The sequence below is a fragment of the Schaedlerella arabinosiphila genome, assembly GCF_003885045.1.
Taxonomy (GTDB): Bacteria; Bacillota; Clostridia; order Lachnospirales; family Lachnospiraceae; genus Schaedlerella; species Schaedlerella arabinosiphila.
This window is the reverse complement of sequence record NZ_RHJS01000002.1, coordinates 3283359-3307611: the sequence shown is the minus strand read 5'-3', so window position 1 is coordinate 3307611 and position 24253 is coordinate 3283359. Positions and strand designations below refer to the sequence as shown.

Genomic DNA, 24253 nt, shown 5'->3' with positions numbered 1-24253 from the left:
ATGGGATGATCGCTTTTTTTGACAAGTATACGGAAAATGCTGGAAAATTACAGGAAACAATGCGGTGTATGGGGGAGGATGCAAAAATCGCGGTGCTGAGCGGCGAAGGTTTTTTGCCGTCGGGGATCTTATCTCCTTATGATTTTTTTTCCTATGGCAGCAGGCAGGGAGAGTTTGCCGAGAAGGACCTGTTCTATAATTTTATCCCGCTTCCTGAATTTTGGGAGGTCCGCCTGACAGGCGGTACAGGCGGCATCTTTGATATGGGCTGTGAAAAGGCAAAGATTTATTTCCGGGAACCTGCGGAAAAGAGAAATGTGCAGCGGGTAGAGTGGCACATGGAGGACGGATGGGTCTATAAGATTGACTATTACAATAAATACGCCTTGAAATACGCGAGTGAATTTCTGGACACAGAAAGAAATGTGGAATCCAGGGTGTATTATTCAGAGAAGAATCAGGAGATGGTGGTGGAACAGCCGGTAAACCATATGATTTCTCTGCTGGACCGCGGCATGGTGAGGAAACTGTTTGATTCCAGAGCCGAATTTATCGCAGGCTATCTGGAAGAAGCCGGTTTGAGGGAGGAGGAATGTGTTCTTTTTGTGCAGGAAGAGAAAACGTTTGAAGATCTGAGCCTGACTTCCGAAGCGGGAAAGATGTGGACGAAGGTCTTGTTTTCAGATCCAGGGCTGCTGAATCAGTATGCCGGTATGGGCGGGACAAATGGCTTCCGGTTTTACGAGATACCGGAACAGTATCGGGAGAACCATGGGAGAGGGGAAGCAATGATCCTGACGGCTTCCGACCGGGTGGAGCAGATCGAATATCTGATCAGCGTGCTGCCGGAAATGCGGTTTCATATTGCGGCACATACGCAGGTGTCGGATAAGCTCCGTAAGCTGGAGGAATCAGGGAATGTGAGGGTCTACCCTCAGATCAGCAGGCAGGATCTGGATATGCTGTGGGATACCTGTGATTTTTATCTGGATATCAACCACTACTACGAAATCTACGACGCGGTAAATGCCGCGCATACAAGAAATCAGATCATTCTGGGGTTTGACAATACGGTGCATCACCGGGAACTGCTGGCGGATGAAGGAATCTTCGCAGAAGCGGAGCAGGAAAAGATGGCTTTTACCATAAGAGAGCTGATGGCGAATCCGGCCAGAGTACAGGAGTTATTGGGCGCACAGCAGAAAAAGAAGCGGGAAATATGGCAGGATTTATGGATGAGGAGGGAAAACGGCCATGGTATATAATTTTAACCTGGGAGTTGGCTGGGCCAGCAGCGGGGTGGAGTATGCGCAGGCATACAGGGCAAAGCTTCTGCGGCGGATCGGCCAGGAGGCAAAGTTTGTTTTTACAAATATGTTTCCGCAGGACAACATTCAGCACATGACAGAGAACATTGGATTTGAGGACTCGGAAGTGATATGGCTTTATACGTTTTTTACGGACTGCAGGATATCGCCTGTGACGTTTACGCTGAAAGATCTGGAAAAAACGTTCGGAAGCAAAAACTTTTCCGGGGTAAGGGACGGGGCAAAGGTGAAGTATACGTTTCCAGGAACGAATACTTACTATGTGGCATACCTGGTAAACGATAAAGAAAAACGGGTGCACAGGGTGGAAATGGTGTCCAATGGCTGTCTGATCCGAAAAGATTATTATACTTACTGCAGGATTTATTCGGAATATTATGCTCCGCTGGACAACAAGGCGCATCTCTATCTCAGAAGGTTTTTTAACGAGAACGGGTCAGCAGCCTATGAAGAGATTACGGACAACAATGTGGTGATGTACCAGTTTCCGGACAGGCTGATCTGTTCGAAAGAGGAACTGGTGGGCTATATGGTATCTTGTTTGAAACTGACGAGGAAGGATGTGGTCCTGATAGACAGAACCACAGGAATCGGTCAGGCAATCATGCAGAATGCGGGGACGGCTCGGATTGGGATCGTGATCCATGCGGATCATTTCAGCGAGGGCGCTACGGATGAGGAGGCGATTCTCTGGAACAATTATTATGAATATGCATTTTCACAGAGGAAGCATGTGAAATTTTATATCGCTTCTACGGATGTGCAGAATCAGCTTTTGAAACAGCAGTTCAAAAAATATATGGAGGCCACTCCAAAAGTGGTTACGATTCCGGTGGGAAGTCTGGATGAACTGAAAGTCCCGAAAAAGGCGCGAAGAAAGCATTCTCTGATCACCGCCTCCAGGCTTGCCGGTGAGAAGCATATTGACTGGATCGTCGATGCAGTCGCAAAGGCACGGGAGACGGTGAAGGACGTTTCGCTGGATATCTATGGAAAGGGCGGAGAGGAAGGCAGGATTCGGGAACAGATCAAGCGGCTGCACTGTGAAGAGTATGTGCGTCTGTGCGGGCAGCAGGATCTTGAGGAGATTTACAAGAACTATGAGGCGTACTTGTCAGGTTCTACCAGTGAGGGATTCGGGCTTACCCTCATGGAGGCTGTCGGCTCAGGACTTCCTATTATTGGATTTGATGTACGCTATGGAAATCCGAATTTTATAGATGACGGGAAAAACGGATATCTGATTCCGGTACATGACAAGATGGAGAAGCAGGAACGGGTGCAGAAGCTTGCGGAGTGTATTGTACGTCTGTTTACGGAAGCGAATCTGGAAAAATTTCATAAACATTCATATGAGAAAGCGAATGAATATCTGACAACGGAAGTGGAGAAAAAATGGAAAAACATATTGAAATAAATGATACCATACTGCTTTTTGACAATTATGGACTGGACAGCCAAAGCCTGCATCGTTCTTTTCAATCGGCCGGCTTTGCGTTTCCGGCTGTGGTTATTGAGGAAAACGGCTTTCTGCCGGAGGATGTGATGTCGGTCTATGGCTTTTTCCTTGGAGATTTTCAGGCAGTTTACGGGGAGAAGGCACGTCCGAAATTTTTTAATGAGATCACAGTGCCGGAGTATTGGGAAATCAGCGGAAATAACAGCAGCGGGTCAGTACATGACCTGTACAGGGAGAGAGGGAAGATTTTTTACACGGAACCTCTGCATAAGCGCCGTGTGAGGATCGTGGACTGGTACGATGAGAGGGGAACGGTACGCACCAGCGATCATTACAACCGCTATGGAGCTGTTTATGCCAGAACTACATTTAATGCCAAGGGGCAGAAGTTCTGCAAGTCGTATTTTTCGGCGACGGGCCAGGAGATGATTGTAGAAAATTTTGTGACAAAGGATATCATTCTGAATGACGGCGGCGAGGTGCGGATTTTTCACTCAAAGACGGACTTCATTGTGTATTTTCTGGAACGGGCAGGCTTTGCCGGGAGCAGGATTTTCTTTAATTCCCTGTCAACACCGTTTTTTGTATCAAACAGGCTTACATCTGATGAAAAGAAAGACATCCTGTTCTGGCAGGAGCCTGCCAGGGATGAGATTCCGGGAAATATGCAGGTGATTTTCAAGGGACAGGCCAGCCGTACGGCAACCGTTCTGGTACAGAAGAAACAGGCGTTTGATAAGCTGATTGCCCTTGGGGCAGATTCAGGTATGACCCGCCGGCTGGGATTTATTTATTCTTTTGAAAAGGAAAACGGGCATCGGCCGGAAGCGCTGATCTGTACAAATTCTGATCATATTGAGCAGTGCGAAAAACTTGTACAGGCTTTGCCGGACATGCATTTCTGCATTGCGGCGCTGACAGAGATGTCATCGAAGCTTACGGAGATGGACAACTACGACAATGTGAGCATTTATCCGGGAGTAAAGCAGGAGATTCTGGACGGGCTGTTTCAGGAATGCGACTTTTACCTGGACATTAATCACGGAGGGGAGATCGTATCTGCGGTTCGCAGGGCATTTTTGCACAATCAGTTGATTTTTGCTTTTGAGGAGACCGCACATAACCGAAATTTTGCGGCAGATGCGCATATCTATCCGATCAGCAGTACGGACAGGATGATTGCGGATATCAAAAAAGCCCTGAAGGATGGGGACGTGCTGGAGCGGCGTATCCAGAGACAGCATGAAGCGGCTATGGCAGAGACGGCAGAAAGGTATGCCCAAATTTGTAAATGACGGAGAGATAAAGAAGTTGGATAGATATTCAGAGGATGAGGTAATATTGCTTTTTAACCGGTATTCTGCGGACAGCAGGAGGCTGCACGCATCTTTTAAACAGGCCGGCTGCAATCCCATTGCGGTGGCAATTGAGGATGATGGATTTCTGCCGGGGGATGTGATGTCTGTGTATGGTTATTTTACGGGAGCCAACGGAGAAAAGCAAAAAGGTGCAGGAAAGCGGTCATGTTATAACGAGATTGCAGTGCCGGGCAGCCGGGAAACGGACGGTATGGGAGAGTATGACCGCTATCAAACAAGGGGGAAATTATTTTATGCGGGATTACGGCATAAAAGGCAGGTAAAGACGGTCAACTGGTATGATGAGAGAGACACAATCCGCATCAGCGATCATTATAACCGCTATGGCGCGGTGTATGCCAGGATGACTTACGACGCAATGGGGAAACGGGCCGGGAAATCCTGGCTCTCCCCGGAAGGGGCGGAAGTCATATCCGAGGATTTTGCCACTGGGGCAGTTCTGCTGAATGAAGGGGGAGAAGTAAAATCTTTTCGGGAAAAGCTGGATCTGGTGCTCTATTTTTTTCGAAAGACAGGGTTTGAACAGAGAAGGATTTTCTATAATTCTCTGTCCATGCCCTTTTTTGTGTCTAACAGGCTTCCTGCTTCCGGTAAAAGGGATGTGCTGTTCTGGCAGGAACCGGTGGGAGATGAGATTCCTTGGAATATGCAGATGATCCTGCGTGGGAAGGCAAGGCGTACGGCGGAAGTGATGGTTCAGAGAAGGACTCCTTATGAAAAGTTGATGGAGCTGGGGGCGGATGCGGGGATGGTACATAGGCTGGGGCTGGTTTATCGGTTCCGAAGGGAGAACGGTTATAAACCGGAGGCGCTGATCTGTACCAATTCGGAGAATGTGGAGCATTGCAGGGAGATCGTAAGCGCATTGCCGGAGATGCATTTTCATATCGCGGCGCTGACGATGATGTCTCCGAAGCTGATGCGTGTGGGGGAATATGAGAATGTGACGTTGTATCCGGCTGCGGGGAAAGAGGAGATATGTGAGCTTTTTCGGAAGTGTGATTTTTATTTGGATATTAACCATATGGGGGAAATTGTGTCGGCGGTGTATCGGGCATTTCTGCATAATCTTCTCATTTTTGCCTTTGAGGAGACGGCGCATAACAGGGATTATGTGGCGAAGGAGCGGATTTATCAGGTGAGGAACTGGGAAGGGATGGCGGAGGATATTCAAGTGATTATGAGGAATGAGAAGTTGATGGAACGGTGTCTGAAGAGGCAGAGGGAGGCGGCGTTGGCGGAGAGTGGGGAGGATTATGTCAGGGTGATGGAGGGAGAGTAAATGGCAATATACGTATTTAACCTGTTGATTGCAGAAAAGTGGGAAGATCTGTTGAGGTGAATTAGATTGAATGTATATATTACCAAGATGAATGGAGCACCATGGAATCCGCTCCAGTACAGGCAGTGGATGACTGCAGAGATTGCACATGGATTGTCTTGCCGGGAGATGGGGATATTTTGTTATAATGGGAATGCGGAGAGTGAAGAGAGCCTGCGGATCAGACTTGATGGGATTGTTGCCGGACTGAGTTGGGGAGTGGATGTTGTGGTATGCCAGCTTCCAACGGGGAATGGTCAAAGATTTGAAAGGGAACTGCTGAATCGTTTGAAGGTATATCAGATCCGAATTATAATTTTTATTGAAAATTCGGAAGAGCTTGTGCGTGAGTCTGAACAAGTAAGGGTATCAGAATGGATAGGGCTGTATAACCAGGCAGAGGTACTGATTATTCCATCGTTGGCGATGCGTCAGTTCTTATTGGATAATGGCATTAGAAAAGATATGAAGTTTGTAATTCGGGAAATGTGGGACTATACGATGGAATGGAATTGTTCGCCCTCTCCACAATTCCCACGGGAGATTCATTTTACCGGAGGCGGTGGGATTGATGGGATAAACAATTGGAATTACACAGTGCCATTGAAACTGTATGCGGATTCAGGCGTTCAGGGACAGAATGTACATATTAGAAGCGGTGGGACTCAGAGAGAACTGGTTTCCGGAATATCAGAGGGTGGTTTTGGTCTGGTCTGGCCTCAGAATGAGAATGCACGAAAGGGGATGGAGTATGACACGTCTTTTGATCTGGCCAGATATCTTGCAGCAGGAATACCTGTTATTGTACCTGCGGGGATTTTAAACCAGATTTTGATAGAAAAGAATCATCTGGGATTGGTTGTGGAATCATTAAATGAGGCAGTAACAGCAGTCGAAGCTATGGAAGAATCGGAATATCAGGGATATATTCAATCTGTCAGGCGGTTTGCTCCGGCTTTAAGAAACGGATATTATACAAAGAAGTGCCTGGTGGATGCAGTGATGGCAATATGCAGGAAGGATGCAGGGGAGATTGATGCGCCGGCGAGGATAATTGATTCGGGAGAACGTAACTTTACATATACGGTATTGAAAGAATCCTATGGAGGGAATCTGGCATTATCATGGAGCTATCGTGGGAAAGCGGATGGATTTTTGATTTATGATACTTTAGGGAAATTGGTGTATGAGACAAGAAATATCAATCAGCATTATTTTTTGATTGAAGGATATAGTAAAGAGGGTGGATTTGCTGTAAAAGCTTATATGGATACACTGAAGGGGAAGCTGGTGGTGGCGGAGTCAACCTCAGCGTATTTATATGAGGGGAAATGCGGTCAAGTTAAAGTTAGTATGATCATACCTGTTTATAATGCGGAGGATTATGTTGCCAGATGCATTGACAACGTCTTGGCACAGTCCTTTCCTGATCTGGAAATTATTGTTGTTGATGATGGAAGTACTGACCATACGCCGGATATCATCGACTGGTATGCTGGACAATATCTGAATGTAATAGCGATACATCAGGAGAATGGCGGGCCTGCTGTGGCCCGAAATACAGGGATAAAGCAGGCGATAGGTGAATATATCGGGTTCATGGATTGTGATGATATGATTCGCCCGGAGATGGCAGCGGAATTATATCGCTCTATGAAAAAAAATGATTGTGATATTGCAATTACTTCTGTATATCGGATAGAAGACAGTGGATATAAGGAATATGTGCAATATCCAATGGAAGAGGATGTGGCAATACCGGTAGATGATTTTTTGTGGATGCATTTTAGTAAAGGACTTATATTTTCTGTAATGGTCTGGAATAAGTTATATCGGACTTCTCTTGTGAAAGAACGTTTGTTTCCCGAACTGTTTATAGGAGAGGATGGAGCATGGACCCCATATATTTTATCTTATGCGGACAAGATATGCTATCTCAATAGCCGTCTCTATGAATATGACAGATCTATTCGTGAAAAAACTCTTGAAACACAATGGCAAGAGCATTCTAATGGGGAACGATTTAACTTATATAAAAGGATGGTTACATTTTATTTGGAAAATGGTAATCCTATGAGAAGAGGATTCTTAATGGAGCTAGCAAAATACAATCTAATGGGATGGAAAAGGATATATGCATATGATGAATATGAAAAGCTGTGGGAACAGATGAAAGAAAAATATCAATAGAATATATAAAATAAGTGATAGATAACGGAAGGAGAGCTGGGATATCTAGCAAGAATATAATATGAGGATACTTGATAATATGGAAAATTGCTATGGCTGCGGGGCATGCTGTAATGTATGCCCCGCAGGAGCCATTGATATGAAGGAAAATAAAGAGGGGTTTCTGGAACCTTTCATAGACGAGGAGAAATGTATTTCCTGTGAGAAGTGCAAAAAGGTGTGCCCGTCTGTAAATTGCCTGTATTCCAATGATCCGGAGCCGGATATTTTTGCGTTTTCAGCAGAAGAAAAAATACTTTATAACAGTTCGTCCGGGGGAATATTTTCATTTCTGGCAGAATACATACTGCAGGCTGGAGGATACGTTGTGGGAGCGGCGTATGATTCACAATTTTTGGTGAATCATGTGATGATACATAGCATCGAAGAATTGGATAAAATCCGTCGGTCAAAGTATCTGCAGAGTGCTACTGGAGATACTTATAAGAAAACAAAGGAACTTTTGGAAATGGGGGAATACGTTTTATATAGCGGCTGTCCATGTCAGATTGCAGGATTATTACGTTTTCTGGGGAAGGATTATGATACACTGTTTACGGTGGATCTGCTCTGTCATGGGATTCCTTCGCCAAAACTGTTTCGGGAACACCTGACAAATTCTTTCGATGGAATTGGTAATATTGAAGATGTTGAATTTCGGAGCCGGGAGGGATGGTCCACATTATTTCAGGTGAAACTAAAGAACGGAGAGGTTAAAACAGCATATAACAATAAAAGTGTATATATGAAATCGTTTCTTCTGGATATCAATCTGCGTGCCTCATGTTTTCGCTGCCAATACAGCAAGCTACCAAGACAGGGAGATATAACGATCGGGGATTTGTGGGCAGCGCAAAGCTCAAATTTATCTTTTGAATATAGAAAAGGTGTATCGGTTATTCTTCTTAATAACAAAAAAGGTGAGAGATTATTTCAAGATACCCTTTCCGGATCAGGACATCAGTTTCAGATGCAGAAGATCAGTGGTAAAGGCGTAGAGAACCCTATTAATCAAAATCTGTTAAACACGAATATTTTTTATCCTTCTGCGATTAACAGTGATATTGCGAAACGCCGGAAATTTTTTGAAGATTGTTCTGATATGGGATTTGAAAGTGCTGTTTATGCGTCTTTGCATAAATTTGACGTAGGACTGATGCTGTTTATGTCTAATAATTATGGAAGTATTGCGACAAATTATGCTCTTTACAGGACAATTACAGATACGGGCAGAAGGGCAGCAGTGATAGATAATTTGGTTGTCATTGGAAATACAGCCAGAGATTTTGTAAAAAAACATATGAATTTTTGCAGTGATTTTATGGAAAAAGGGGATTGGCGGGCGGTAAATCAGTGCTTTAAAACATTTGTTGTTGGATCGGACTTGTCATGGGATTGGATTATGAATCAATGGTCTAGACAGCCTCAATATATGATGTTAGGCTTTGCGGATAAGAATAAAAGAATGATATCCTATGCATCATCTTTTGGAGCAAAAAAGGAAGAAAAAGATATAGATGAAGACGCAAGAGTCCTATATACTCATTACTTAAAACGATTTGATGCAGTATCTGTGCGTGAAGACTATGGCGTTGAGATGTGCCGCAAGCTGTTCGACGTTCATGCCAGACAGGTGATAGATCCTGTTTTTATATGTAATCAAGAGATTTGGAGCGAGGTTAGTGCTTCATCACAGGTAGAATTTGATGAGGATTATCTTCTGGCATATATACTGAATCCACTGCCATACAAAAGGAAAGCTATCTTAGAAGCTGCCCAAAATTTGAATGAAAAACTTGTGGTTATTCTGGATTTGTACGAGGTGAATTATGAAGCCAATAAAAGAGCAATGGCCATGGATGAAAATATTGTAAAGCCAGATTTTATAGATTGGCTGGCGTATTTTCAGCATGCTAGCTATGTCATTACAGATTCCGTCCATGGCATATGGTTTTCTATCATATTTAAAAAGAAATTTGTGGCGATCAAGAACCGGTCAAGAGAGCGCTTTGACTCTCTGGAAAGATTAATCGACTACCCGGGATTATTTTTTGAGGACAGTATGTCGTTATTGGGTAAAACAAATATTTTTGCTGATATAGACTATGATGTTGTGTATCAGCATTTAGAAACGAGCCGAATGGAATCCGAAAATTGGCTACGTTCGGCGTTGGATGTTGCGGTAAAGCCAAAAAGTGATGTGGAAAGTGTAAAAGTGATGGAGCGGCTGTTCCGATCACTGCATGAGAAAAAGGAACTTGTAAATAAGATAAAGCGAGAATACTCTTATGAGGAAGAGCAAAAGAAGTCGATCCGTGAGCAATTGAATGCAGGGAAAACATGGCTGGAGGTTGTATTTACAAGGAATCAGATCGTGCCGGAAGAATCTAAGCTAAGAGGCATTAATGACATTCAGGAATATTTTTCGATTTTGCAAAATAAAACGGATTATGTGCTTGTGCTGTCCGGATTCGATGAATGTTCCGGGCAATGGAAGAGATTTCTGGAGGTTTCCGGGCTGCCGCTGCGTGCGGATATTGGCTGGCGGGAAAGCTATGCGGCAGTTGTGGATCGCGGAGCGGTGAAGGTGGATGAAAAATCGAAGGGGGAAATCAATATAAATTATGAATTTCTTGCAGGATTTCCGAAGTATAGTGTGGAATATGTGGATGGAGAACTGAGGGTAGGATGCCGACCGCTGCGATACTGCAAAATAAAAGTAAAGAGCAAAGGATTTACCGGAGCAATGGGGGCTTGTAGAAGTGAAATCTTGGTTGACAACATAGACTATTCCATGAACAGGATCGGGATCAATATAGTAGTTATTGATAAGGAGACAGGGAATATTATGGATTCGATCAATGTGAATACTTATTCTGATCCAAGCTTAAAAATCAACAGGGTGTGACTCCAGGTATACTGTTCATGGTGCAATGTCAGATAGATGTTTTATAGAACGCTGTGGTTGGATTTTCCCTTGCGTTTTTCCATAGCCATATGCTAGAATAAGAAAAAGCATATTTTCTAAAGTTTCTTATACCGGAATATCCGATTCCGGTATATCTTTGAACAGAACATATCTGCAGGAGGGCCTCAGTGTCCTGCCTTTCAGAAAATTCATGCTTTTATCCACAATAAGCAGGAGAATTTCTGGCAAGGCGATGGAAAAGCTCCTGACAACAACAGAATAAGGAGGTTTTCAATGGAACGGATGAGGAAAGAGACGAAGAAATTGCACAGCACCAATGCTGCAGATGTTTCTGCGAAACGGCAGGAAGGGGATGCTGCAGAGAGGACTGCAGATAAGGAGAACCGGGAGCATAAGGATAGTGTTTTCGTAGATTTGTTTTACGAGGACGAGACGGCGGAAAAGAATCTTCTGAGCCTGTACAATGCGCTGCACGGTACGGATTACCGAAGCCGGAGTATGATCCGCAAGATCCGGGTCGGGAATGTCCTGTATAAAAATTTTAAGAATGATATTTCATTTGAAGTGGGCGAGAAGCTGATCGTATTCGGGGAGCATCAGTCAACGATCAATAAGAATATGCCCCTGAGGTGCCTTATGTATGTGGGAAGGGCATATGAGCAGTTGGTGGATCAGAGGGCCAGATACAGGGATGCCCTGGTGAGGATTCCGACCCCGGAGTTTTATACTTTTTATAATGGAGTTAAAGAGTACCCGCTGGAAAGGGAGTTGTTTCTGTCAGATGCATTCCTCGATCCGACGGACAAAAATCCGTTGGAGCTGACTGTGAAGGTGATCAATATCAATTTCCAAAAGGCTCATGATATCCTGGACAAATGCGAAGTATTAAAGGAATACAGCCAGTTCGTTAACACGGTTCGGAAATATGCGAAGGAAGAGGACTCTATCAGGAAAGCGATTTATGAATGTATGGAACAGGGGATTCTGACAGACTATTTAAAGCGAAAGGGCAGTGAGGTGATGAATATGTTAATTGCAGAATACAATTATGAAGAGGATATGCAGGTGAAGCAGGAGGAAGCGCTGCGGATTGGAGAAAAAAGAGGTGAAAAGCGGGGCAGAAAGGAAGGAAAAAAACAAGGAAAAAAAGAGGGAATCTTTTTGTCCGGTAAAATTTTTCAGATGGTAAATGCGAATCCGGAGTATACAGACGAGCAGATTGCGGAGAAGGCAGCCTGTAGTATCGAAGAGGTAAAGGACGTAAGGAAGATGTTTTCTATATAGGGTTTTATAAGGGGAAAAGTGTCCGCTATTTTTTTGGTAGAACAGAGATTGCCGATATTATCAAATAGAAAACGGGTCACGCTTTTGAGCATTTCCAGGTCATGGATGCGTCGGCGGGCGATAATATCCTTCAGGACGATGGAATCGTAAATTCCTTCCAGATATTGGCGGATGTCTTTTGGCCTCCGCAGCTCCAGGGCATAGGGAAAGGAGCTGTTGTGGATGTAATCCTGATAGAGCCGGCCCATGCTGCTGCCTGCCGGATGCGCTGACAAAAATTCTTTAAAAGACAGCGGCAGCATTTTGATTTCGATATAGCGTCCGGACAGGAGCGTGGCGAGTTCTCCTGACAGCAGGAAGGCATTGGAACCGGTGATGTATACATCACAGTTTTTCTTGATGAAAAAATAAAGTTTTTGCAGTATAAATACAAAAAGTTTCTGAAATTGAATGATCTTTGCAGTAATAGATATATCCGTATTTGGAAAATATACGGAAAAGTTTTCATAGTAAGCCGGAAGCAAGTGTGATAAACTATAGATTGACAGGGGAGAGAGTGAATGAAGATTCTTGGGAAAGCCTGCTGATCCGATGCAGTGATGAGGCAGATCTTTCCAAGGTGATTACAAATTGGGGCCGCAGAGCAGAGAATGGAGAAAAATTCATGAAATTTATACATTTATCGGATCTTCACATCGGAAAGCGGGTGAATGAGTTTTCCATGCTGGAGGACCAGAAGTATATATTGGCGCAGATCCTGGAGCTTGTGGAGAGGGAAAGGGCTGACGGGGTGATCCTGGCAGGGGATCTGTATGACAAGCCGGTGCCTCCGGCGGAGGCGGTGCGGGTGCTGGATGTATTTTTGACCCGGCTGGCGGAGATGGGGGTGCCGGTCTTTGCGGTCAGCGGGAACCATGACTCGGCGGAGCGGGTGGCATTTGGAGCGCAGCTGTTTTCCAGCAGGGGTGTGTATCTGTCACCGGTGTATGACGGGAAGGTGGAATCCATTTCGCTGACAGACTGCTTTGGGGAGGTGCGGGTGTATCTGCTGCCTTTCGTGAAGCCTGCGGCAGTGCGGCATGTCTTTGAGTCGGAGGAGATTGACAGCTACGAGGACGCAGTGCGGACGGCGGTGGAGCATATGGAGATCGATCCGTCTGTGAGAAATGTCCTGGCGGCCCATCAGTTTGTGACCGGTGCGGCCCGGTGCGAGTCGGAGGAGATCCTGGTGGGCGGACTGGATAACGTGGATGCGGCTGTATTTGACGGGTTTGACTATGTGGCGCTGGGGCATCTCCATAGTCCCCAGCATGTGGGCAGGGAGACGGTGCGCTACTGCGGGACTCCTTTGAAATATTCTTTTTCCGAGGCGGAGCAGGAAAAGTCGGTGACGGTGGCGGAGCTTAAGAAAAAGGGGGACGTGGAGATCCGGAGGATCCCGTTGAAGCCTCTGCGGGATATGCGGCGGATCCGGGGAACTTATATGGAGGTGACGGACCGGGCCTTTTATCAGGATACGAATACGGAGGACTATGTGCAGATCACGCTGACGGATGAGGAGGATGTGCCGGACGGGCTGCAGAAGCTCCGGGTCATTTATCCGAATCTGATGCGGCTGGAATATGACAACAGGCGGACCCGGGAGAGCGGGAACGTGAGCGGGGCCTGTGAGGTGGAGCAAAAGTCGGAGCTGGAATTGTTCGGGGAGTTTTATGAGCTGCAGAATAATCAGGCGATGAGCGAGAAGCAGGAGGCATTTGTCAGGGAACTGATCCGGAAGGTGCAGGAGAGAGGATAGCTTCAGTGTATGCGGAAAGCCTGCAAACGGCGGGCTTTTGCGTATCATTTACGGAAAAGAGGAAAGATTATGAGACCACAAAAGCTGACGATCAGTGCTTTCGGACCTTATGCCGGGAAAACGGAGATTGATTTTTCCAGGCTGGGGGACCGGGGGCTTTTTCTGATTACGGGAGATACGGGAGCGGGAAAGACCACGATATTTGACGCGATCGCGTTTGCGCTGTATGGGGAGGCCAGCGGAAATGTGCGGGAGGCGGGGATGTTTCGAAGCAAATATGCCGGGGAGGAGGAGCCGACCTTCGTGGAGCTGGAATTTGTCTATCGGGAAAAACGGTATCGGATCAGGCGGAATCCGGAGTATCTCCGGCCTAAGGGGCGGGGGACCGGGTACACGATGCAGAAAGCGGACGCGGAGCTGGCCTTTTTTGACGGCAGGCAGCCGGTGACACGGATGCGGGAGGTGACCCGGGCGGTGGAGGAGGTGATCGGGCTGGATTACCGGCAGTTTACCCAGATCGCCATGATCGCCCAGGGGGATTTTCAAAAGCTTTTGCTGGCGGGAACCCAGGAACGGGGGGAGATCTTCAGGCAGATCTTTCATACCGGGCTGTACCAGGAGGTGCAGAATCGGCTGCGGGACGCGGCGAAGGAACGGTGGAAGGAATATGACGAGACCCGCAGGAGCATCAGCCAGTATCTGTCGGGGGTGGTCTGTGAGGGCAGTCCGGAGATCAGCCTGGAGCTGGAAAGCCTGCGCAAGGTGAAGTTTGAAGGACGGGTGGGGAGAGGCCTGGAGCTTCTCCAGGAGCTTTTGGAGCAGGATGAGGCGGCATTGGAGCAGATGGATGAGCAGCTGTCCGGTCTGGATGAGAAGATCCAGCAGGAGGACCAGCTTCTGGGGAAGGCGGAGCATTTTCGGCAGACTGCGGTACTTCTGGAGGAAAAACGGGAAGACTTAAAGGAGAAGAGACAGAATTTGGAGCAGGCCGGGGAGATTCGGGAGAAGGCTCTGCAGTCGGGGGACGAGGAAGAGGAGCTGGCGGTCTTGATCCGGCAGGCCGAGGAAAACCTGGAAAGATACCATGCTATGGAAAAATTGCAGAAACAAATGGAACTGCAGGCATTTCGGATTGCCGAAGAGCGGGAGAAACGGGAGAAGGCAGTGCTGTGCGCGGGAGACCTGAAGCTGGCGATCGGGGAAAAGAAGAGGGAGCAGGAAACGCTGGAAACCGCAGGAGAGGAGCGGGAGCGGCTTCTGCACCGGAAGGAAGGCATGGAAAAGCATCGGGAAGGACTGCAGCGGCAGGGCGGGCAGTATCTGGAGATTCAGGCGGAACGGGAGACCTGTGAGGCGGCCAGGGAACGGGCGCTGGCGCAGGAAAAGAGTTTGACCGGGGAACTGGAGGAGGCCGGGCAGCAGGCGGAGGCTTTGCTGGATCGGGACGCGGTGCTGGTTGGACTGACCGGGAGCCGGGAAAGGCTGGAGAAGGAGAAGGCAGAGCTGGAAGAGTGCCGCCGGGAATGGGAGGAGATCCGTGGGCAGCAGGAGAAGGCGGAGGAGACGCTGGCCGGGCTGACGGAGCAGGAACGGGCATGGAAGGAAATGCTGGGGAAGCTGCAGGAAGAGCTGCGGCCGTTGAAAAATGCGGAGAGTGAGGAGATGGAGTACCGGCACCGGGCGGAAAGACAGAAACAGGTGCTGGAGGATTTTCTGGAGCATGAAAAGCGCTGGAAAGGGTATGAGAAGAAGCGGAAGAAGCAACAGGAGAATTATGGAGCGGCTGTGGAGGAATGGAAGCGGCTGCAGAATGCGTTTTATGAGCTGGAGCAGAGATTTTTTGATGCCCAGGCGGGCATGCTGGCGGAGCATTTGAAGGAAGGAGAGAAGTGTCCGGTGTGCGGGGCGCTGCACCATCCGGAGCCGGCGGCACTGGCCGGGGAGGTTCCGGAAAAGAGGGAGCTGGACGAGAAGAAGCAGGAGCTGTCGAAGGCGGAGCGGAAGGTGGAGAAGCTCAGCGGGGAGATCCGGCATCTTTCGGAGCAGATGGAAGAGGCGGAAGGGGAGCTGCTGAGGATCGGAGAGGAAGCACTTCGGCTGTCTGGAGAGGAGACGCGGGATGCCGGGGCTGTGAATGCCGGGCGATTGGCTGAGATGCGGCGGGCCCTGCAAATGCATTTGGAAGAGCTCCAGAAGCTGCAGGAAGGGGCGAAGGAGAAAAAAGAACGGTATGATGCCGGAATGCAGGAGGCGGAAGCGCTGGAAGGGCATCTGGCGGGGCTTGGCGAGCAGGTGAAGGAGCTGCGGGCAGATGTGGATCTGCTGGCGGGGCGGAGTATGGCCCTGGGGAAGCAGCTGGATGACAGGCTGGGCCGGATCGGGGAGGCGCGGACAGAGCAGGACGCAGGGAGGAAGAGTAAGGGTGCGGATGTGAGAGCTGCGGTTCTGGAGGCGGAGGATGCGTCTGCTTTCAAAACCGCAGCGGACGGGAAGCGGAAAGCGGCGCTTGAATCTGCATTTTGCTGTCTGGCGGAACAGCTGGAAGAGATCTCGCTCCGGGAGCAGCAGGCGCAAAAGGAACTGAAACTGCGCGGCCGACTTTTGGAAACGGTCCGGAGGCTGGAAAAGAAACTGGAAAAATGCCGGGAGACGATCCGGGGACAGAGCAGCCGTCTGGAAATCCTGCAGTCCCGGCGTGGGGAAAACCGGAAGCAGATGGAAGCGCTTCTTCTTGCACCGGGGATGCCCTGGGGAGATTCTTATGGAAATGCGGTGGAAATGGGAGACCATGATCTGCTGCAGACGGTGACCGGAGCGGGGCAGCTGCTGGATCTGGAGCTGGCTGATCTGGAGAGCGGGATTGCGGAAAACCGAAGAAACATAAAACGGAAAAAGCGTTTGGACAAAGAGATTCCGAAGCTGGAGGAGGAAATGCGCCGGATGGAGGAAGAAGCAGGCCGGACAGAGCTTCTTTTGACACGGATGGACACGGAGCGGAAGCTCTGGAAGGAACAGAGGGATGATCTGGCGGAAATCCTGGGAGGGCAGACCAGGGAGGAAGCGGAAGAGAAGGCCGGGGAGCTCCGGGAGAAGCTGCATTTCCTGCAGAAGGAACGGGAAAAGGCGGAGCAGAATTTCCGGAGGTGTAGGGAAGAACTGACGGCGCTGCAGGCTGCGGTCCAGGCGCTGGAAGCCCAGCAGTCGGAGGAACCGTTGGCGGCAGAGGAAATACTGGAGAGAAAGCAGCAGTGGACAGAGGAAAAGGCGGGGCTGTCCGGGAAACGGGCGGAGCGGTATGCGGCAGGAAAGAAGAACCGGGACATTTACGAGGCGGTTTGTGACCGACAGCAGATGATGATCGCTGTGGAGCAGGAATATGTGTGGGTGAAGGCGCTGTCGGATACGGCTAACGGGACTCTGACCGGGAAGCGGAAGATTGAGCTGGAAACCTTTATCCAGATGACGTATTTTGACCGGATCCTGCGCCGGGCAAACCTGCGGCTGATGACGATGAGCAGCGGACAGTATGAACTGAAGCGGCAGGAGGACGGGGACGGCAAGCGGGAGAAAGCCGGGCTGGAGCTCAATGTGATCGATCATTATAACGGCACGGAGCGGAGCGTCAAGACGCTGTCCGGCGGGGAGTCCTTTCAGGCGTCTCTGTCTCTGGCACTGGGATTGTCGGATGAGATCCAGTCCTGCGCGGGCGGGATCCGGCTGGATGCCATGTTTGTGGATGAGGGCTTCGGTTCCCTGGATGAGGAGGCCTTGAACCAGGCGGTAAAGGCGCTGGCCGGGCTGACGGAAGGGAACCGCATGGTAGGGATCATTTCCCATGTGGCGGAGCTCAAAGAGCGAATCGAGCGGAAGATCGTGGTGACGAAGCTGCGGAGCCGGGACGGAGTTGGGAGCACGGTGGAGGTGGAATGAGGGTAAGAAAATAAGTATGAAAGCTTGTTACAGTTGTTTCTATCTCATGATCCACATCTGCCCTGCTTTTTGAGCACTGTGTCTCCATCATACGGAGGATTTCCGCGTCGGCTCCATGAACTTCCAAGAATGTAAGGACATTTTTCGGGTTCCACTCTGCTTTGTGGTTTTGCTTTATGTTTGATATTAGAAAAAGAGTCAATGAGCAGTACTTTGCTAATACAATAATTCTGTTTTGATACAATCTGTAGAGGGGCATACCTCGTAAGGGGTATGTCTACTCGGCCTATCAAAATCCTATGCGCTTTGATAATTGAATAAAGGCTTTACACCCAAAAATCCTTTTGATATAATGGAGATATCTCATAGGACGATATTTTCCATATAGAAGGGAGGCGATTCTGTGACTGGAAAAGAAGTTGTTAACTTAATCCAGAAATTGGAAGCCGAAGGGATGACTGCCGAAAAAATCATCGAAATTATAAAATATGTCGAAACGGCGGAACCCAAAATAGAAACTAAATAATTAGTATTATATAGAGTGTAAAGTCTTTATTGAATTATTAAGGGCTTTACACTCTTTTTGATTCTTCAAATAAGCAACTGGGCAAGCCGAAAGCATCTACAAACCTAAAACAATATACTGGTGACGATATCGAGGCAAGAGAGGAATAGTCCAGAAGATTCATTACATACCCATCTAATGATGACGAAATATCAATTTTGCTTAATTTGTCGATCGGTTTTAATCTTACCTTGTCTAAAAATACAGAAAATAGATTATATTTTTTCTGGAATGTGTGAAGAACTTTCAACGGATCAAATTAAGGAAGAAATTAATGGAATGGAGCATAGGAAGTATCAACCAAGAGCAAAGAGCAAGTCTTCTGATGTGTTTCGGAAGCCCTGGAAAAATTCTTTGAGTTTGCTTTTCGGTTTGATTTCAATGTTTATTGCGATCACCTCCATGTAGGAGATTTAGTTGCTATGGGAATCAAGGAACATAATATTTTTTTGGAATATGAAAGTGGATCACATTGACCATGGGTATGCTGCGTATGATGTCAGTATATCAGAATTCGCAAGGCTGACAGGACTTAGTAGAAATTCAGTGTATAAATATTTGAGGATTGTGGAAGAAAGTTAAGAATTCGTTGCTTATAAACTGGTGAAATCGGAGGATTAATATCAAAGAAAGCAATGTAATAAGGAATGAAATTTTCAATAATGTAATAGCTGATTTGAAAAAGGAAGTAAGCTTGAAAATAAAGGATTTATAGTGGTTTTCTTGTGTGTTATAGCATGGGAAAGATGCTATTTTTTTGCTTGGATTTGTGATTTTTGTGGTGTGTTCGGCAGGCGGAAAGTAAAAATTGCGAAAAGTATTGATTTATTTTGAGATTTATGGCTTTTAAAAGTTAGTAAAAATGGTGGAATTTAAGGGTGTGCGGATAAATATAGAAGCATTCCTAATAAGAATTGAAAAGCGGAATAGGTAAAGAAATAGATTTATTGACAAAACATCAAATTTGTTGTATCCTAAGAATGGAAAAAGCGTGGAGGCGGCAGAGTCATATATGTAGATATTGAATTGAAAGAAACTATTTACTTTATAAATGTATATGCAAAAAACGAAAAGGATGATTTAACAGAAGACGAAAAGAAAGCATTTAAAGCAGTTGTTAAAATTTTAAAGGGGGAATAAAAGTATGAGCAAATTTTTTGATGATACAATGCAAGGTTTGTTAGAAGCAGTTGAAATTGAAAAAAGAAATATTCCTCTTACTGAACGAGAAGGAATGCCAGCCCCGACATATTATATTTCTGACAATGACAAGGAATTAGTTGATAAATTAATTGAACTTCGAAAGAAGGAGAATATTTCTCAATCAGAGCTTGCGAAAATGACAGGGAATACACAACAAGCGATATCTCGATTAGAAAAAAAGAGCCATAGTCCTTCCTTGCAGACCTTTTGTAACATTTTAAATGCATTAGGCTATGGAATCACAATTGAAAAGAAAGTAATGCCATAGTAGAAGCGGGAGGTGCAATCAATGAATGTAGTAAGAAAAGAAGAAACCTACACAATAGATGACATCTACGCATTACCAGAGGGAGAACGTGCAGAGCTTATTGATGGAAAGATTTATTATATGGCACCACCAAATACAAACCATCAAAGATTAGTAAATTATCTTAGTACGGAGATTAATATATATATCCGCAACAATAAAGGCCCCTGTGAAGTCTTTCCAGCCCCTTTTGCGGTATTCCTGAATGAAAATGACAGCAATTATGTTGAACCAGACATTTCCGTAATCTGTGATCCGTCAAAATTAGATGATAAGGGTTGTCATGGTGCGCCTGATTGGATTATTGAGATTGTATCTCTTAGTAGCAGGCAGATGGATTATTATAAGAAGCTATTCAAATATCGTACTGCAGGAGTCAGAGAGTATTGGGTGGCTGATCCGGACAAGAATATTGTAACAGTCTATAATTTTGAAGCTGATACAATGATAGAATATCCATTTGGTGAAGAGGTTCCAGTAGGAATATATGAAGGATTCTTGATAAGAATCCAGTAGATATTGAAAATATTATTGTAGAAAATTCTCGAATATGGTAGAATTTTAACCTGAGTTTTGTAGGTGATTGAGTAAAAAATGCTCTGAATGCCGCATAAATAGTGGGGTTCAGAGCATTCTCAAAATGCAGGAATAGTTTGCCAGCGAATTCCGGATTAAGCAAAACTAAATCATAGATGTGTTTATTTATTGTATACCAGTAGAACCGGGGCATAGATGTCCTGGTTTTTTTATGCCTTGAAAAGTGTTGATCAATGGAAAGACAATTATGATCTGATAGCAGCATGGTCAAACGGTGAGGGCTACACCAACTACCACAAGCACAAAATTCATTATACAGAGTCAGGCAGAGGTTACATCCGCAAGGGCAGCTTAAGGATTTATTTGAATATAAACACAATTACAACAGATGACCTGCGAAACATAGTAGAATATCAAAATCCTATGCGCTTTGATAATTGAATAAAGACTTTACACTCAAAATTCCCTTTGATATAATGAAAGTATCCTATAGACGGTATTTTCATATTCATATAGAAGGGAGGTGAAATTATGGGAATGACCAATAAACAATTCCAAGGATTTATTCGTTTAGCGTTGGAATTGCTTAGGAAAGCATTGCAAAAATCTCCTGACAATGAGGATTTAAAAAAAGTCCTGGACATATTCCAGTCAATGCTGGAAGATGGAGATTAATATACCAAAATCAAAAAGAGTGTAAAGTCTTTATTGAATCATCAAGGGCTTTACACTCTTTTTGATTCTTCAAATAAGCAACCGGGCAAGCCGAAAGCATCCACAAACCTAAAACAATATACTGGTGACGATATCGAGACAAGAGAGGAATGGTCCAGAAGATTCTTTAGGGGTTGCTACTCACCAAATTAAATATAAGAAAAGGAAGGTACAAGGATATGTGTATCACAAAAAAGAGCTAGAAAACAAGGTTCAGGAGTTAAGAAGTTTGAAGGCAATGAAAGAAGAGCTAGAAAACGAATTGAAAGCGGTTGAGCATGAGATCATTTCATATATGACTGAAAATGATCTTGATACAGAGATCACCGACATGGCGAAAATTACATATAAACCGCAGAGTAGAATGGCGATAGCCACTATAAACAGGCCTTTAAGCTGTGAGCGTTCCCATCTGGTAAAGTTGGGAGGTAGTCAAAAGGAAAGTGAGGTGAAAAGAAAATGAATAGCAAAAATTTAGCGGTATTAGAACCATACTGCGAAAATGATTTGAAGGTTTTCTTCATAGCTGTTTATCAAAGAAGTTCAAAATAGAGTTGGAGTATAGACACAGACAAAACAGAGTTTTGAATCAATTTGCTGTTTCGCTGGATGCGGCAAGTGAAAATAATGAAGATTACTGCCTTTTGGATTGTGTGGCATCCGATTTTGTTACTTTTGAGGAAGTTGTCAGGAGACAGGAAAAGGAGCAATTCCAGGACAAGGTAAAAAAGCATATTTCGAGATTGACAAAACAGCAAATTAAAATTTTAGATATGCTTGTAGAAGGCTACAAATCTAATGAGATATGGCAGACATTAAAAATATCGTCAACAGAGTATGCGGAAAATCTGCGGATTATGAGAAGCTGCGAAATTGAAGGATAGATTCAACGGATACCAGCTTAAAGCTGCAATTCATCAAAATTGTGATACGACAGAAATTTCCAAACTTGTACGCAAATATAACAATCATAAGGCAATGAATCAGGCGCAAAAGGCATTTACCTATATAGATGCTTTCGCAAGGGAAATTAGAGAAATTACACAGAATAGATTCTTTCTGGATGTTTATTCTTACAGTCAAAAAGGAAGAATAAACGGAACATTTGAAAGAGTTGTCGGAGATATGGTCCTCCTGTGCAGCTATCCAAATCAGTATAAGAAAAATACAAAGCAAGGATTCAAATGGTTGAATGAAAATGCATGTATTCATGATTTTGAAAGTCTGGATAATCTTCTTACCAGACTAACGGAATCAATAGATAACACAACGGAAGTGAAAGCATTATTCAATCTTTTATACGAAAGTTCGTGTAAGATATAGAGGTCTTTTTCAAAGCCTGCAAATCCTATCTGAAGCTTGTGAAGGAATACCGCGGGATTTCTTATGATGCCATGGGTGCCCATGTTGCCATTGTCTTTGCCCGTTACATGATGCTGTCGGTGGCGCAACGGGAAAATGCGGATGACAAGACGATATGCGAACTGTGTTTCTGTGTTGGATGAAATGGAGGATATCACGTTCAGCCGTCCCATGTGTATCATCATAGATGCGCTGACGGATACTGTGATGGAATATTTTCATATCACAGAAGAACAGCTGGTGGAATTTACAGCCAGCTTTGTTCAGCGTCTCCCCAAATACATGCAGGACGCATTAGAACGGAGAGAAACAGCCGCATAAAGGTATTTTGTGGACTAAAGTATTGATTTTTCAAGGTGCGAATCCCACTTTTGATGTGGGAAGTTTGAGTTAGATGATAAGGGTTGTCATGGTGCGCCTGATTGGATTATTGAGATTGTATCACCTAGTAGCAAGCAGATGGACTATTATAAAAAGCTATTCAAATATCGTACTGCAGGAGTCAGGGAGTATTGGGTGGTTGATCCGGACAAGAATATTGTAATAGTCTATAATTTTGAAGCTGATACCATGATAGAATATACATTTGGTGAAGAAGTTCCTGTGGGAATATATGAAGGATTCTCAATAAAGATAATGTAGTGGGGGAACAAAAGCCCTATTTCTAAACTTTTCACTTGAAAATCCTAAAGGAATCATTTATAATCAATGTAGAAGGTAACGGAGATATTGGAACGTCCCCATTACCCTAGACGGAAACTTGATGAATTATAACAATGAGTTACAAGACAACAGGCTATCCCCTATTGCGAGTAGAGGATAGCCTTTTTTCTGTCTATTTACGGTTGTTACGATTATCTATGTAAGTCAAGGCGGCAACCATTAATAGACCAAATTCCTGAAAAGGTTCCTAATATTTCACATGAATATTGGCAAGAAGAGTGGATAAAGATTATACGTAAAATATTAGATAAACTTGAATGTGGAATAGACATTAAAGGATTAGATAATCTCATATGCTTTACACCAAATGATAAGCATATAGATAATAATATGTATAGTCATGACGTTTTAATAGTGGAAATGTTTAATGGTTTTCATGGGATTATGGCCTTGCTGCTTATTGAATGTACAGATTTTCCGAATTGTTTATATGTGGACTATTATTATGGAATATTTTATTATCTACAGGCATTGTATAACTGCGGCTCTGAAAAAAATTTTTTAAAAAATGTAAATGAAGCGAATTTGTATTACAAACGATTATTTTCACTTGAAGATGATATGAATAGAGATTTTTGGTTTATAGTAAGATTTAGTTATATCTATTATGAATACCGTCTGCTTATAAAAAAATTATCAATATGCCATCCAAGTATGCAGGAAGTCCAATCGCGTTTTAAATATCTATGTAGTCAGTTTGAATCTACGGAAATAGAATACAATAAATCTATGCATTCCGAAGAATGTTTAGCAGTATACCAAAGAGTAAATATATTCATTGTGATAATACAAGCTTACAGAGCAGGAAATAATGAAATACTTGTGAATGCAGTAAAAAATATGCGTACTTCTTTCTTCGATCAGATTCATATAGATAAAGAAATGTCAGACGTTATAAGGAATGTTTATGATAATACCGAAGAAGGTCTTAAAAATATCCCTAACTAGATAAGCATCCGATGCCTGCGCCAGTACTGCGCTGAAGCCCGTCAACGATGCAAGCAGCATCGTTTCCAGTTTCATGCTCGTACTGTTGCAGACATCGGATGCTTATTACACAGAAGATTCATGCGACGCTGTACTATCTTTGAAAAAGCTGGAAATTTGAATTGTATATTATATATAAGAAGCTGATACAGGTGTCGGGAAGATATGTTCCCGGCACTAATTTATTTTAAAGGAGGG

General features: G+C 45.0%; 18 protein-coding genes and 3 pseudogenes. 20 read left to right on the top strand and 1 reads right to left on the bottom strand.

Annotation, left to right across the window (positions count from 1 at the left end; all coding sequences use genetic code 11):
• The first annotated feature begins 5 nt into the window (after positions 1 to 5).
• The 8 genes from EBB54_RS15830 to EBB54_RS31935 all read left to right on the top strand — a co-directional run bounded on the left by EBB54_RS15830 (position 6) and on the right by EBB54_RS31935 (position 12201).
• Entirely contained in the window at positions 6 to 1265 is a 1260-nt protein-coding gene (locus tag EBB54_RS15830) for a glycosyltransferase family protein (RefSeq protein ID WP_125128154.1), read from the top strand.
• A complete protein-coding gene (gtfA, locus tag EBB54_RS15825; protein ID WP_125128153.1) occupies positions 1255 to 2745 on the top strand; it encodes an accessory Sec system glycosyltransferase GtfA in 1491 nt (496 codons plus the stop codon). The genes EBB54_RS15830 and gtfA overlap by 11 nt, the downstream gene beginning before the upstream one ends.
• Positions 2724 to 4082 (top strand): accessory Sec system glycosylation chaperone GtfB, encoded by a 1359-nt coding sequence (gene gtfB / locus EBB54_RS15820; RefSeq protein WP_125128152.1) that lies wholly within the window; start codon positions 2724 to 2726, stop codon positions 4080 to 4082. Before gtfA ends, gtfB (EBB54_RS15820) begins: the two co-directional genes overlap by 22 nt.
• On the top strand, positions 4063 to 5448 hold the full coding sequence (gene gtfB, locus EBB54_RS15815; protein WP_243127693.1) for an accessory Sec system glycosylation chaperone GtfB: 1386 nt from the start codon (positions 4063 to 4065) through the stop codon (positions 5446 to 5448). The genes gtfB (EBB54_RS15820) and gtfB (EBB54_RS15815) overlap by 20 nt, the downstream gene beginning before the upstream one ends.
• Before the next feature lie 66 nt (positions 5449 to 5514).
• Positions 5515 to 7677 (top strand): glycosyltransferase, encoded by a 2163-nt coding sequence (locus EBB54_RS15810; protein WP_125128151.1) that lies wholly within the window; start codon positions 5515 to 5517, stop codon positions 7675 to 7677.
• Positions 7678 to 7738: 61 nt separating this feature from the next.
• A complete protein-coding gene (locus EBB54_RS15805; RefSeq protein WP_125128150.1) occupies positions 7739 to 10624 on the top strand; it encodes a polysaccharide pyruvyl transferase family protein in 2886 nt (961 codons plus the stop codon).
• 294 nt (positions 10625 to 10918) lie between these two features.
• On the top strand, positions 10919 to 11929 hold the full coding sequence (locus EBB54_RS15800; protein WP_243127691.1) for an Rpn family recombination-promoting nuclease/putative transposase: 1011 nt from the start codon (positions 10919 to 10921) through the stop codon (positions 11927 to 11929).
• Between the two features lie 101 nt (positions 11930 to 12030).
• Positions 12031 to 12201: a hypothetical protein gene (locus EBB54_RS31935; protein WP_330554529.1), complete on the top strand. Its 171-nt coding sequence runs from the start codon at positions 12031 to 12033 to the stop codon at positions 12199 to 12201.
• 12 nt (positions 12202 to 12213) lie between these two features.
• Here the strand turns inward: EBB54_RS31935 and EBB54_RS32250 are convergent.
• A pseudogene (locus EBB54_RS32250) lies at positions 12214 to 12453 on the bottom strand (AAA family ATPase); the annotation flags it as partial.
• A 140-nt stretch (positions 12454 to 12593) separates the two neighbouring features.
• Here EBB54_RS32250 and EBB54_RS15790 point away from each other — a divergent pair.
• From EBB54_RS15790 to EBB54_RS15745, 12 genes and pseudogenes are all read left to right on the top strand, one after another.
• Complete coding sequence (locus tag EBB54_RS15790; RefSeq protein WP_125130841.1) at positions 12594 to 13727, top strand: exonuclease SbcCD subunit D; 1134 nt, start codon at positions 12594 to 12596, stop codon at positions 13725 to 13727.
• A 69-nt stretch (positions 13728 to 13796) separates the two neighbouring features.
• The gene (locus EBB54_RS15785; protein WP_125128149.1) at positions 13797 to 17657 is read left to right on the top strand and encodes an SbcC/MukB-like Walker B domain-containing protein; all 3861 of its coding nucleotides are present in this window, start codon (positions 13797 to 13799) and stop codon (positions 17655 to 17657) included.
• A gap of 403 nt (positions 17658 to 18060) precedes the next feature.
• Positions 18061 to 18183 (top strand): hypothetical protein, encoded by a 123-nt coding sequence (locus EBB54_RS31610; protein ID WP_004072613.1) that lies wholly within the window; start codon positions 18061 to 18063, stop codon positions 18181 to 18183.
• Between the two features lie 1183 nt (positions 18184 to 19366).
• Positions 19367 to 19693 (top strand): helix-turn-helix domain-containing protein, encoded by a 327-nt coding sequence (locus EBB54_RS15780; protein ID WP_125128148.1) that lies wholly within the window; start codon positions 19367 to 19369, stop codon positions 19691 to 19693.
• 21 nt (positions 19694 to 19714) lie between these two features.
• The gene (locus tag EBB54_RS15775; protein ID WP_125128147.1) at positions 19715 to 20248 is read left to right on the top strand and encodes a Uma2 family endonuclease; all 534 of its coding nucleotides are present in this window, start codon (positions 19715 to 19717) and stop codon (positions 20246 to 20248) included.
• A 552-nt stretch (positions 20249 to 20800) separates the two neighbouring features.
• A complete protein-coding gene (locus EBB54_RS30190; protein WP_154677795.1) occupies positions 20801 to 20944 on the top strand; it encodes a hypothetical protein in 144 nt (47 codons plus the stop codon).
• Between the two features lie 124 nt (positions 20945 to 21068).
• Positions 21069 to 21446 carry a hypothetical protein gene (locus EBB54_RS15770; RefSeq protein ID WP_148099374.1) on the top strand — a complete coding sequence of 126 codons (378 nt, stop codon included), beginning with the start codon at positions 21069 to 21071 and terminating at the stop codon, positions 21444 to 21446.
• 121 nt (positions 21447 to 21567) lie between these two features.
• Positions 21568 to 21867 carry a helix-turn-helix domain-containing protein gene (locus EBB54_RS15765; protein ID WP_125128145.1) on the top strand — a complete coding sequence of 100 codons (300 nt, stop codon included), beginning with the start codon at positions 21568 to 21570 and terminating at the stop codon, positions 21865 to 21867.
• Positions 21857 to 22306, top strand: a complete 450-nt coding sequence (locus EBB54_RS15760; RefSeq protein ID WP_125128144.1) for a hypothetical protein — start codon at positions 21857 to 21859, stop codon at positions 22304 to 22306. The genes EBB54_RS15765 and EBB54_RS15760 overlap by 11 nt, the downstream gene beginning before the upstream one ends.
• Positions 22300 to 22666 (top strand): annotated as a pseudogene (locus EBB54_RS32640) (IS4 family transposase); the annotation flags it as partial. The gene EBB54_RS15760 and the pseudogene EBB54_RS32640, both read left to right, overlap by 7 nt.
• 69 nt (positions 22667 to 22735) lie before the next feature.
• Positions 22736 to 22987 (top strand): annotated as a pseudogene (locus EBB54_RS15750) (Uma2 family endonuclease); the annotation flags it as partial.
• Between the two features lie 411 nt (positions 22988 to 23398).
• Positions 23399 to 24016, top strand: a complete 618-nt coding sequence (locus EBB54_RS15745) for a hypothetical protein (protein ID WP_148099373.1) — start codon at positions 23399 to 23401, stop codon at positions 24014 to 24016.
• Positions 24017 to 24253: the final 237 nt, after the last annotated feature.

What these genes read in the sequence shown, in the direction of transcription:
- EBB54_RS31935 (WP_330554529.1), top strand. Translation starts at nt 12,031, where the DNA reads ATGGATGCGTCGGCGGGCGATAATATCCTTCAGGACGATGGAATCGTA.
- EBB54_RS15800 (WP_243127691.1), top strand. Translation starts at nt 10,919, where the DNA reads ATGGAACGGATGAGGAAAGAGACGAAGAAATTGCACAGCACCAATGCT.
- gtfB (WP_243127693.1), top strand. Translation starts at nt 4,063, where the DNA reads ATGCCCAAATTTGTAAATGACGGAGAGATAAAGAAGTTGGATAGATAT.
- EBB54_RS15830 (WP_125128154.1), top strand. Translation starts at nt 6, where the DNA reads ATGATCGCTTTTTTTGACAAGTATACGGAAAATGCTGGAAAATTACAG.
- EBB54_RS15790 (WP_125130841.1), top strand. Translation starts at nt 12,594, where the DNA reads ATGAAATTTATACATTTATCGGATCTTCACATCGGAAAGCGGGTGAAT.
- EBB54_RS15775 (WP_125128147.1), top strand. Translation starts at nt 19,715, where the DNA reads ATGAATGTAGTAAGAAAAGAAGAAACCTACACAATAGATGACATCTAC.
- gtfB (WP_125128152.1), top strand. Translation starts at nt 2,724, where the DNA reads ATGGAAAAACATATTGAAATAAATGATACCATACTGCTTTTTGACAAT.
- gtfA (WP_125128153.1), top strand. Translation starts at nt 1,255, where the DNA reads ATGGTATATAATTTTAACCTGGGAGTTGGCTGGGCCAGCAGCGGGGTG.
- EBB54_RS15805 (WP_125128150.1), top strand. Translation starts at nt 7,739, where the DNA reads ATGAGGATACTTGATAATATGGAAAATTGCTATGGCTGCGGGGCATGC.
- EBB54_RS15745 (WP_148099373.1), top strand. Translation starts at nt 23,399, where the DNA reads ATGTATAGTCATGACGTTTTAATAGTGGAAATGTTTAATGGTTTTCAT.
- EBB54_RS15780 (WP_125128148.1), top strand. Translation starts at nt 19,367, where the DNA reads ATGAGCAAATTTTTTGATGATACAATGCAAGGTTTGTTAGAAGCAGTT.
- EBB54_RS30190 (WP_154677795.1), top strand. Translation starts at nt 20,801, where the DNA reads ATGGGAATGACCAATAAACAATTCCAAGGATTTATTCGTTTAGCGTTG.
- EBB54_RS15785 (WP_125128149.1), top strand. Translation starts at nt 13,797, where the DNA reads ATGAGACCACAAAAGCTGACGATCAGTGCTTTCGGACCTTATGCCGGG.